Annotated in this window: 10 protein-coding genes; 6 read left to right on the top strand and 4 right to left on the bottom strand. The window is 55.6% G+C overall.

Annotated elements, in window-relative coordinates; translation table 11 throughout:
- Positions 1-36 precede the first annotated feature (36 nt).
- Both folE and VPK24_RS07505 read right to left on the bottom strand, forming a co-directional pair.
- Positions 37-753: a GTP cyclohydrolase I FolE gene (gene folE / locus VPK24_RS07510; RefSeq protein ID WP_393011818.1), complete on the bottom strand. Its 717-nt coding sequence runs from the start codon at positions 751-753 to the stop codon at positions 37-39.
- Positions 754-1,092: 339 nt separating this feature from the next.
- Positions 1,093-1,698 carry a TetR/AcrR family transcriptional regulator gene (locus VPK24_RS07505; RefSeq protein WP_393011816.1) on the bottom strand — a complete coding sequence of 202 codons (606 nt, stop codon included), beginning with the start codon at positions 1,696-1,698 and terminating at the stop codon, positions 1,093-1,095.
- Positions 1,699-2,173: 475 nt separating this feature from the next.
- On the opposite strand from VPK24_RS07505, the gene VPK24_RS07500 reads away from it, so the two are divergent.
- From VPK24_RS07500 to VPK24_RS07480, 5 genes are all read left to right on the top strand, one after another.
- Positions 2,174-3,484 (top strand): HlyD family efflux transporter periplasmic adaptor subunit, encoded by a 1,311-nt coding sequence (locus VPK24_RS07500; RefSeq protein WP_370567642.1) that lies wholly within the window; start codon positions 2,174-2,176, stop codon positions 3,482-3,484.
- A gap of 272 nt (positions 3,485-3,756) precedes the next feature.
- Positions 3,757-5,052, top strand: a complete 1,296-nt coding sequence (gene devC, locus VPK24_RS07495; RefSeq protein ID WP_393011813.1) for an ABC transporter permease DevC — start codon at positions 3,757-3,759, stop codon at positions 5,050-5,052.
- 117 nt (positions 5,053-5,169) lie between these two features.
- The gene (locus VPK24_RS07490) at positions 5,170-5,949 is read left to right on the top strand and encodes a DevA family ABC transporter ATP-binding protein (RefSeq protein WP_393011811.1); all 780 of its coding nucleotides are present in this window, start codon (positions 5,170-5,172) and stop codon (positions 5,947-5,949) included.
- A 55-nt stretch (positions 5,950-6,004) separates the two neighbouring features.
- Positions 6,005-6,268: a hypothetical protein gene (locus VPK24_RS07485; protein ID WP_190525678.1), complete on the top strand. Its 264-nt coding sequence runs from the start codon at positions 6,005-6,007 to the stop codon at positions 6,266-6,268.
- Between the two features lie 399 nt (positions 6,269-6,667).
- Positions 6,668-7,822 carry a response regulator gene (locus VPK24_RS07480; protein WP_393011809.1) on the top strand — a complete coding sequence of 385 codons (1,155 nt, stop codon included), beginning with the start codon at positions 6,668-6,670 and terminating at the stop codon, positions 7,820-7,822.
- A 106-nt stretch (positions 7,823-7,928) separates the two neighbouring features.
- On the opposite strand, the gene VPK24_RS07475 is transcribed toward VPK24_RS07480, so the two are convergent.
- A complete protein-coding gene (locus VPK24_RS07475) occupies positions 7,929-8,456 on the bottom strand; it encodes a hypothetical protein (protein WP_393011807.1) in 528 nt (175 codons plus the stop codon).
- 345 nt (positions 8,457-8,801) lie between these two features.
- Between VPK24_RS07475 and VPK24_RS07470 the strand changes: the two genes are divergently transcribed.
- The gene (locus tag VPK24_RS07470) at positions 8,802-10,037 is read left to right on the top strand and encodes an NAD(P)/FAD-dependent oxidoreductase (RefSeq protein WP_393011805.1); all 1,236 of its coding nucleotides are present in this window, start codon (positions 8,802-8,804) and stop codon (positions 10,035-10,037) included.
- Between the two features lie 69 nt (positions 10,038-10,106).
- Here the strand turns inward: VPK24_RS07470 and VPK24_RS07465 are convergent, their stop codons facing one another.
- Positions 10,107-11,153, bottom strand: a complete 1,047-nt coding sequence (locus tag VPK24_RS07465; RefSeq protein ID WP_393011803.1) for a hypothetical protein — start codon at positions 11,151-11,153, stop codon at positions 10,107-10,109.
- Between the last annotated feature and the right edge of the window lie 112 nt (positions 11,154-11,265).

Here is an 11,265-nt window from a genome sequence, read left to right as displayed (position 1 = left end):
ATCTGATGACAGATCCTCAGTGCCCTGCCTTAAAACCTAGAACGACGGCTGATGCCGAATCAGGTTCAGAAACTCTTCGCGGGTTTTTTGGTCTTCTTGGAACACACCCACCATGGCACTGGTCACCGTCCAAGAACCCGGCTTTTGTACCCCACGCATCGACATGCACATGTGGGTTCCCTCCATCACCACAGCCACCCCCCGAGGCTCCAGAACTTCTTGGATCGCTTCCGCCACTTGACGGGTTAGGCGTTCTTGCACCTGCAAACGACGGGCATACATTTCCACAATCCGAGCCAACTTGCTCAAGCCCACCACCTTTTGGTTGGGAATGTAAGCCACATGGGCCCGGCCCATGAAGGGCAGCATATGGTGTTCGCAAAGACTGAAGAAGTTGATGTCGCGAACGAGAACCATTTCATTGTGGCCCTCATCAAAAATGGCCCCATTGACCAATGTTTCCAACGACATGTCATAGCCGCTGGTGAGGAAACGCATGGCCTCCGCCACCCGGTGCGGGGTTTTCAGCAGCCCTTCGCGATCGGGATCTTCACCAACCCCTAACAGAATCGTCCGTACCGCGTCCATCATGTCATCCTTGCTGACTGCTGGAGGCTGGTGCACTTGCGCAGGTTGTCCGTCATGGGTGTTGCGATCGGGACGGGTTAAAAGCCCTTTGCCCTCGTCTTCCGTGGCTGAACTACTGGGATTAACCATCCCATTTGAGATCGCATTAGAGGCGGCGATAGTCATGATTGAAATAATGAGGGAAATCCTTCCAAGAAGAACGCGCAGTGCTCCAAACACTGAGTCTCTGTTAAAAAATGGTAATACTTTTTGGCGGCTGGCGGCGAAACCTGGCCAATTGACGATCCCCGGCGTTTGGATAGCTCAAGGCGATCGATCTGCACGAGTAGGGCGATCGAGTTGCTGGATCTCTAGGAGCGATCGGATCTGATCAATGGAGTCTATTGATGAAATTTGAGGAAATTAGGGGAAATTCAGCGAACCTATCAAGAATCAATAGATCCACTAGATCCATTAGACCTAGATCCATCGACAGATCTCGGATTGGCAATGGGGATCTCTCAGTTAGGGATTGTGCAAAATCATGGCCAGCAATGTATCGATGACGCGCTGGGGATCCATGGGAACCAAGTGCTTGCCGCCCAACATCTCCTGCGTGATGTTGAAGTGGGCCAGAGCACCAATAAAAACGCGGGCGGTCGCTTCTGGATCGTCAATATTTAGCTCCGGATGGGCTGTCAAATAGCTGGCGAGGGCTTCGCAACCGCGCTGGCAAAAATTTCGAATAAACAGTTCGGATAGCTCCGGGAACCGCTCCGACTCGGCCATGATCAAGCGAATGAAGGCCATATGTCCCTCATCCTGGCCCACCTTGAAGATGAAGAGATTGGCCAGATGTCGCAAAAAGTGGTGTGGGTCAGCCCCCAAGAGGGTTTCGTCAAACATTTCCGGAAACTTGCTGCGGGCCAGCTCTTCCACCAGCGCCCCAAAGAGACTTTCCTTGCTTTGGAAGTGGCTGTAAACCGTTGCTTTGGAAACGCCTGCGGTGGCCGCCACGCGATCCATGCTCGTGCCTGCATAACCTTTGGCCAGGAAGGTTTTCATGGCTCCGTCCAGGATCTGGCGTTTTTTGCTGAGGGGGGCGATCGGGTGCGCAGCCGGAACGGACATGGTCATTACCTACAAAATAGCAACGGAATTGAGCAAGGGGGGCTGGGCTGCCCCGATCTCTGCCCAGGATCTTCCTGCCCAGAATTGACAGGATTGGCGGGATGAATGATTGACAAAATGGAGGCGGTGTAAGCGTTAATTCGCGGCTGATGCGCGTTGACTTTTGACGGGTTCCAACCCATGACGCTTCCGCAAGGTTTCAACCTTAACTCTCCTCTGGGCAGTCATTAAAGATTAATGGGCGATCGCCTTGGATTGCATCAGGTGATTTTGAGCGGTAAAAGGCCGTTGTGGTTAAAGGTTTGGAGAGATCGAGTCCGCAAATTACGATTTGGGATGAATTCCGCATTAATTCCTATTGTACTAAACGGTTTAGTCTAGCTATACTCAAAATTGAACTAGACAGTTCAGTTTGATTACCTGCTATACCTCTCTCACTCCACAGCTCGCTGCACAAGATTCGGAGGGCGACATCGTGACCAGTCCGGTTCCTTGGAAATTGCTCAATCCCCGTCAATGGACTCAAGCGACGATTCCGATCGCCCTGGGAGCGGTGGTCTTGGTGGGTGGGGGAGCGGTGTTGTTGCGCAGCCGGGCAGCGGAAACTCCAGCTCCGGTGGTTACGCCCTTGCCGTCGCCAACGGTGGTGACGGCCCTGGGGCAACTGGAGCCAGCGGGGGAGGTGATTACGCTGGCGGCTCCGTCATCGAGCACGGATTCGCGAATTGCCCGCCTGTTGGTGGAGGAGGGCGATCGGGTGCGGGCGGGCCAGGTGGTGGCGATTTTGGATGAGGCGGAACGGTTGGCGGCGGCGGTGGAACGGGCTGATCGCCAGGTGGATTCGGCTGAAGCGGCCCTTGATCGGGTGCGAGCTGGGGCCAAACGGGGCGAACTGAATGCCCAGTCGGCAGAGATCGATCGGGTGCGGGCCCAGCGGGATGGCGATTGGCGCTCCCAACGGGCCACGCTCGATCGACTGCTGGCGGAACGGGATACCCAACTGGCCGCCCAGCGGGCCACGATCGCCCGTTTGGAAGCGGAGTTAGCCAACGCCCAGGTGGAAGCTGATCGCTATGCCAGCCTCTATGGCACGGGGGCGATTTCTGCCTCTCAACGGGACAGCAAAACCACCACCCTGGATACGGCCCGTGCTCGGTTGGTGGAAGCGCGGGCTAATTTGGCCCAAATCGATGCTTCCTATCGAGAAAAAGTGGTGGAAGCCCAGGCCAGCCTCGATCGAATTCGGACAACGGGCGTGGCTCAGCTCACCGCCGCTCGGGCCACCCTCGATCGAATTGCGGAGGTGCGCCCCACGGATTTGCGGGTGGCCGAAGCAGACCTGGCCGCTGCGATCGCCGCCGCTAAGCAGGCGCGGGCGGATCTCAACCGTGCCATTATTCGCGCTCCCCGAGACAGTCAGGTACTGAAAATCTATGCTCGACCCGGTGAATTGGTGGGTAGCCAGGGCATTGCCGATTTGGGTCAAACCCAGCTAATGGAAGTGGTGGCGGAAGTGTATGACACCGATGCACCCAAGGTTCGCGTGGGGCAAACGGCCACCATCACGAGTGATGCATTTTCCGGTGAACTGCGAGGATCGGTGGTGCGATCGGGGTTGCAGGTGCGCAAACAGACCACCCGCGATATCGATCCCTCTGCCAATTTGGATGAGCGCGTGGTGGAAGTGCGAATTCGGCTGGAGCCAACCGACGGTCAGCGGGTGGCCAATCTGACCAATTTGCAAGTAAAAGCCACCATCGATCTGAAATCTCTGCCCCAGCCTTAGGGCCTGTCGTCATTTCCTAGGATCAGGCGGAAACGATTGATTTTCCACGTTCCAGTCGTTGTGACAAGGGACTTGAGCATCTTATCCCCCACGATCTGCCAACGGCGGAATCAGGGTTTCAGGCGATTTGACGACGCGCCCTAGCCCCAGTCTTGGCCCCAGTCTTTATCGATCGGGCTGTCTAGCGCGTCCTGATCTTCAATTTTTGCTTACCGTTGGCAGCCGGGTTTCCCCAATCACTGCCCGCGCTGTCTGAGAACCCTTCGGGATGGATGCCCATCATGCTCGATCGCCTCACTCGCTCTGCCGACTCAGCCCCTGAATCTCTGGCTCCCGGCACGGCTGATTTGGGAGCCGCCCCCCAACCTCGCCCCAATCCCGAAACCAAGACGACCCCCGCTTGGGTTGCGGCCCTGCAACGTCGCATTCCCCTCGGTTGGCTACAGCTTCGGCACGATCGGGGACGGCTACTGACGGCCTTGGCGGGCATTGCCTTCGCGGACTTGGCGATTTTTATGCAACTGGGGTTCCAAAATGCCCTTTATGACAGCAACACCCGGCTGAACCGGGCCATCACCGCCGATGTGGTGTTGATCAGCGCCCAGGCCCGCAACCTGATTGGTCTATCTAGCTTTGCCCGTCGTCGTCTGTTTCAAGCGGAAGCGATCCCCGGCGTGGCCAATGCGGATCCCCTCTATGCCACGATTAGCAACTGGAAAAATCCCGAAACCCGCAAGGAAAAGCAAATTCTGATTTTGGGAACCAATCCCGATCGCCCGGCCTTTGATTTCCCGGAAATTCAACAGCATCAAAATGATCTGAAGTTGCAAGATCGCTATCTTTTCGATCGGGCAGCTCGGGGGGAATATCAAAAAACCATTGCCCAGCTCGATCGGGGCCAACCCGTGCAAACCGACCTCGATCGCAAACAAATTGAGGTCATTGGTACTTACAAAGTGGGTGCGTCCTTCGCCGCCGACGGCAGCATTCTCACCAGCGATCGCAACTTTTTGCGGGCCTTTCCCCGGCGGGATCCTGGCAGCGTCAGCATCGGCCTGATTTACCTGGAACCGGGGGCCGATCCTGTCACCGTGCGCACCCAACTGCAAGCCGCCTTGCCGAGCGACGTGAACGTGCTGACCAAAGCGGAATTTGTGCAATTTGAAAAGGACTACTGGGCCAAAAACACCGCCATTGGGTTCATCTTCAGCTTTGGTGTGGCCCTGGGGTTTGGCATTGGCGTAATCATCGTTTACCAAGTGCTTTCCACCGATGTCAACGACCACATTCGGGAATATGCCACCCTCAAGGCCATGGGCTATCGCCACCGCTATTTCATTGGCGTGATTTTGGAAGAAGCGCTGATCTTGGCCATTGTTGGGTTTGTGCCCAGCTTGGCCGTGTCCGCTGGGTTATATGCCCTGACCCGTAACGCTACCAACTTGCCTATGTTTATGACCTTGGGGCGGGCGCTGTTGGTGTTGATGGTCACCTTCGTAATGTGCTGTTTGTCGGGGGCGATCGCCTCGCGGCGTTTGCAATCGGCGGATCCGGCAGACATGTTCTAGGTGTGGCAACCGGCACGGCAGTCAACGCGGTAACCAGCAAGGTAACTAGCAAGGCAACTAGTGCGGCAACTAGCAAGGCAACTAGTGCGGCAATTTCAGACAGGCAAACCAACCACCATGACTCACCCCATCCTTAACCAAGCCGCCACGGGACAGCCCAACGGGGCGATCGACAGGCTGAACATAGCGATCAACAGCGCACCCGAAGCCGCCTGGGCCATTGAAATTGCCAACCTCAATCACTGGTTTGGTCACGGAGACTTGAAAAAACAAGTCCTCTTTGAGATTAATTTGCAAATTCGGCGTGGGGAAATCGTGTTGGTGACGGGCCCTTCCGGTTCCGGCAAAACCACGCTGCTGACGCTGATTGGCGGTTTACGCTCCGTCCAGGAAGGACACCTGAGCGTGTTGGGGCGAGAACTCCACGGGGCCAGCTCCGAAGAATTGGTCTTGGCGCGACGATACAATGGCTATATCTTCCAAGCACACAACTTGCATCGCAGTCTGACCGCTGCCCAAAACGTGCAAATGAGTCTGTCCCTGCATGTGGGTTGGAGTGTCCAGGAGATGCGATCGCGCGCGATCGAGATGCTAGAACTTGTGGGCCTGGGTCATCGCACGGATTACTATCCCGATGATTTATCCGGTGGGCAAAAGCAACGGGTGGCGATCGCCCGCGCCCTTGCCAGCCATCCCAAAATCGTGTTGGCCGACGAGCCGACTGCCGCCCTCGACAGTCAATCTGGCCGGGAGGTGGTTAACCTCATGCAAGGCCTCGCCAAGCAGCAGGGTTGCACAATTTTGATGGTGACCCATGACAATCGCATTCTTGATGTTGCTGATCGCCTCGTTTCCGTTGAAGATGGACGGCTTGTTTCCACGCCTCGATCTGCCTAGCTCGATCCGAGCTAGCCTGCTCTGAACTAGCTCGATCCGAACTAGCCCGATCGGCATGAGCCTGATCGACATAAACCTGATCGATTTGCCCAGCCGCTATACACCCTCGCCGGCATTCGCTCTGATCAGGGGAATCGATGATCTCGATCGTTGCACCCAAGCCGGGTTGATGCAACTATCACCCCACCATCGTCTGAACCATCTTCTATGGTCAAAGTCGGCCAAACTTCGTGACCCATTTGCTGTGCCGCGAGTCAACCGGGTTTCCAACCCCTCCAAGGCTCGCCAACTCGGCATTATTGAGGTTGTCTCCGCCTAGGCGCAAAATTGGTGGCTTAAAGTCCGGCTTTTGCGGATTTCGAGCGAAAAAGCAATTATTCGACCCGTGACCCCTCGGATCGGGTCGGCCGAATAAGCCTACGATCACGGATACCCATTCACCCGTTACCGATTCACCCGTAACCGACCACCGATCGCTAACAACTGGTCACAGGCCCACCGAGCACGCGCCAGTGATCGCTGACAATCGCTAACAGACAATCGCTAACAACTGATCACAGACAACCGATCGCCCGCAGTGATCGATTTATGCTTGGGGTAAGTCAAAGATCGAGGGCGATCGTCACCCATCTGAATCAGCCATTGCCAATTATTGAGGGTACGAGGATACGCAGAGTTGATGTTGAGGCAAACATCAGGGATTTCTAGACTGAGGGCGTTGCTGACAACGATCAATGCCAAGCAGCTCTCGGGTGTTCTGTCGCTTACCGACACCAAGCACACCTGGTTGCTCCCGTTTTACCGTGGCAAACTCGGTTATCCCACCTGCGAAATTCACCGTGTGCGTCGCTGGAGCCGCGCCATCAAACGCAGTTGCCCGCAATTTCGCCCCAGCCGAATTCGGATTGAATTTGCCAGCCCTTCAGAATTGCGTTTTTGGGAACAGCTCACCCTGGCCCGTGGCCTGAAAGCCGAAGAAATTAACCCAGAGCAGGCTCGTGATATTGTCTGCACGGCGACCAAGGAAATGCTTTTTACAGCGGCCAGCATGATGGAGCCGCAATTTAATTGGCAGCCCTTTCCCCTGCTGGATCATGACACCGGATCCCAGGTGACTTTGGAACAATGCGAAGTCCAGTCCTTGATGCAGGTAGCAGAACAGCTTTGGCAGCGCTGGCAACTGCTGGGTTTGGATTTGGACTATAGCAATCGTGCGCCGATGTTGAAAGATTCGTCGGCTTTGAATACCAAAATTCAAGAACAAACGGAAAGCACATCTTTTTATAGTTTGCAGCCGCTGTTTAATGGTCAGCGAACCTTTTGGGACATTGACGTTAAGCTGCAACAATCTTCGATGGTGGCTATTCGCATTTTGCGCTATTTCTTGCAACAAAATGCGGTGGAATTTCGGAGCTTGCCAGATTTACCCAATCCCCTTTCGGGCTTGCTGGAACCAACGGCGGGGGCACTGGTGGCCTGTATTGATGACAGTATTGTAATTTGTCGATCTTTAGAAAATATTGTGACCCATGCGGGCTATCGGTTTGTGTCAACTCAGGATCCGGTGCAGGCGATTCCGTTGTTGCGCAAACACCGACCGGATTTCATCTTTTTGGATTTGAATATGCCGGTGGTGAATGGGTATGAGATTTGTACTCAGATTCGCCGTTTGGAAGGGTTTCGCGATACGCCGGTCACAATTTTGACGGGTCAAGATGGGTTGGTCGATCGCGTGCGGGCCAAGTTGGTTGGTTCTACGGACTTTTTGCCCAAACCGCCTCGCAAGGAGAAGATTGTGGCTCTGTTGGAAAAATATTTGGGCGATCGCGGTGGAGCGGGAACTGCGAAGTCCCCGTCTCCATTGAGAAACTGAGCTGCCCAGCGCTGAGGGGCAAATCGACGGCAATTGATCGCGATCGGCGGTGATGAATGGTGATGAAAAAACCAGATCACCAAACCAACCAGGCTACCAGAGAAGGCTATTGGGCGGGAATTCCCAAGCACTCACGGACAGTGATCACCGGCATATCCAGCAGGTATTCAGCGGGCCAGTTGTCAGGATCGAAGGTGTCGGCGGCTGCTTGGCCGCGACGATAGGCTGCACGGACTCGATCGCGCCATGGGCCAGTCAGTTGTCCCGATCGCCCCAATCGCCGTAACAGACCCGCCACGATCGGCAGATGGAGATGGCGGAATTTGCAGCCCAACAGAAAAACTTGCACTTCCAATTCTCCCCAATCATCAGTGCCATAACCGGTCAGCACATGGATCGCATCATGCAATTGCTTGCGACGGGGGCCGCTGGTGAGCAAGGGATAGCCATTGCGGGTGACTAACTCAATCCATTCCCGGCCGAGGCTCTGGGGCGGGCAGGCTTGCAATTGTTCGCGGGTGACCACGGGAGGCTGGCTCAGCCCCAGGCGATCGGACAGGCGATCGATCCACTGAAACAGGGTTTCCGCCGAAAACAGTTGACCCGAAAATTGGAGAGAAGGGAGTTTCTGCATGGTGTTGGGGCGCTGATGGTGTTGAGCGCTAAGGGGTGTTGAGGTGCTGAACTCCTTCAGGATGGCAACTCCGTTTGACAATGCTGTGGCGATCGGCTGGCGTTGGCTTGGCGAATGGGCTACGAACGCACTACGAACGCACGGCGAGTAGTTTGCGAATGCACGGCGAGTAGTTTGCGAATGCACGGCGAGTAGTTTGCGAATGCACGGCGAATGATCTGCGAACCACCCAAAAAGACCACAGCTTTTCTACACTGAAGAGGCTAGGGGCCGTAGATGGCCCGGCTCGATCGCGCCCTTGGGCTGATCGATTGTTTGCTTTCAAGTTCTATTTCTCGCCAGCCTATGACCGCTCACAGCACTAGCCCACGGATTGTGATTTTGGGAGGGGGCTTTGGGGGTTTGTATGCGGCCCTCCGCCTTGATCGCTTGGATTGGGGGGATCATCGCCCGGAAATTCTGTTGGTCGATCGGGGCGATCGATTCGTGTTTTTGCCCTTGCTGTATGAGTTGATGACCGGCGAGCTGCAATCTTGGGAGGTGGCCCCGCCCTTTGCAGAGTTGCTGGCCGGAACCCAAGTGCGGTTTGTGCAAGGAACTGTGGAGGCGATCGACCTTCAACAGCGGCAGGTGAGCCTCAGCCCCGTCACCGGCCAACCACAAACCTTGACCTACGATCGGTTGGTGTTGGCCCTGGGCTGCGAAACGCCAATGGACTGGATTCCCGGCGCGGCGGAACATGCCCTGCCCTTCCGGTCGATCGCTGATGCCTATCGGTTGGAAGATCGGCTGCGGTCTCTGGAGGCGACCGATCGCGACAAAATTCGAGTGGCGGTCGTTGGTGGCGGCTACAGCGGTGTGGAACTGGCTTGCAAACTTGCCGATCGGCTTCAGGATCGAGGGCGGTTGCGGCTGATTGAACAAAGCGATCAAATTCTGCGCAATTCGCCCAACTTTAACCGTCAAGCGGCTGACAAGGCCTTAGAACAGCGCGGCATTTGGATTGATTGGGAAACCAGCGTGCGCGACATCGGCCCCGATCGCATCATGCTCGACTATCGCGGCCGCCTAGAAGATATTCCCGTGGAACTGACCATTTGGACGGTGGGGAACCGAGTACCTGAGCTGGTTCGAGGTTTGCCCCTGCCCAAAAATGGTCGCGATCAACTGCTGGTGGAACCCACCCTCCAGGCGATCGACCATCCCGAGGTTTTTGCCCTCGGGGACATTGCCGAAATGCGCGATGCCAACGATCCCCAAGGTAGTCCCGTGCCCAGCACCGGCCAAGCGGCCTTGCAAGCGGGAGACTATGTGGGCTGGAATCTTTGGGCTTCCTTGTGCGATCGGCCCCTGCTGCCGTTCCGATATCAGCATTTGGGCGAAATGTTGGCCCTCGGCAACACCAGCGCCACCCTCACCGGCCTGGGGGTGCAATTGGATGGGCCCTTGGCCTATGCCCTGCGGCGACTGGTGTATCTGTACCGAATGCCCACCCTGGAACATCAAATTAAGGTGGGTTTGAATTGGATGGCTAAGCCCCTGCTCGATCGCCTCACCGAACTCAATCCCGATCGGCGTTGAGGAACCAGTGACCAAAAGAAACAAGGAAATTCCAAGGATAGCGGTAGCCCAAACTAGCCGCTTTCCAAATTAGCTACCCAAGAAAGTTGTGCTGACCAACACATCGCTAGCATCCAGATCAACCCCTTCCACGATCGCCATCAGGTCAGCCCCACCCGTCAGAGATTGAGACCGGGCATAAACATAAACACCATCCGGAGCGCTGACAAATTCAGTGCCTGATGCCCTAAAGCCAGGATCTCCCTGCTTAGTTCCCAAAATTAAGCGATCTTTGCCCGGTTCAAAATTCTGAATGCGCACAAAATCTGAATTGCCAGCAGCGGTGTAAAAGGGGTTGTAGTTGATGCCAAGTCGGGTGGTGAGTTGGCGGCCCACTTCAAAGGAATCCACACCGGGCCCGCCCGTCAATGTATCCAGTTCATTGGCTCCCAAGGAGAGATATTCTCGGCATTGTCCACCGGTTAACGTGCCACCCGCAAAGCATCGTCCCGCATCCATTTCGACCCCTGTGAGCGTATCGAGGGCCCCATTGCCCACCACCAAATCATTGCCTTTGGTTCCCGAAAATGTGGCCACTCGCCCTTCAATGCGACCCGCTTGATTGAAGTGATCCCAGCCGGATAAAAACGCCGCGCCGTTGTCCCTGGCCGCTTTCACATCGGGATAGGCTTGAAAATAGTCAAAGTCAAAAAAGGTTGAGGGGGCACGCTGTTCGCCACGCCCAAACCGCACGTAATGTTCTAATCCGGAAGTAAAGGTTTTTTGGGTGATGGCATTGTTCACATCCGAGAACCGTTTGCGATACCACTGCTCATCAAACGCGCGGGGAAACAGGCTGCGGCCTTCCGATTCTCCTGACTGGAAATAGTGCTGCAAACCGGAGGCCAAACCACCCGATCGAATGGCTGCATCCACGTCGGGATAGGCTTGACGATAGGCCAACTCTCGATCGGGTTGGCTATAGAACCGGCTGATGGCTGTGCGCCCTTCCCGCATTCCTGAATTCAGGAAATGTTGCAAACCGCTAACCTGTTGACGATTGCGAACGGCCGCTGCCACGTCGGGATAGGCTGCCAGATAAAAGGATTCATCAAACAAGCTATTCAAGGCTGTCATTGGGTTGAGTCCTGACTAGGGTTAATGGGCAAGCGAAACTGGCTCCCGACCAGTTGGGGGAGCAGTTTCAAATTTCAAAGAACAGACGAATTGATCGCGCTAGTTAATCGCG

It is taken from the genome of Limnothrix redekei LRLZ20PSL1 (genome assembly GCF_043235035.1).
GTDB lineage: Bacteria > Cyanobacteriota > Cyanobacteriia > CACIAM-69d > CACIAM-69d > CACIAM-69d.
The sequence above is the reverse complement of the archived record's forward strand: the minus strand, read 5'-3'. Positions and strand labels throughout refer to the sequence as shown.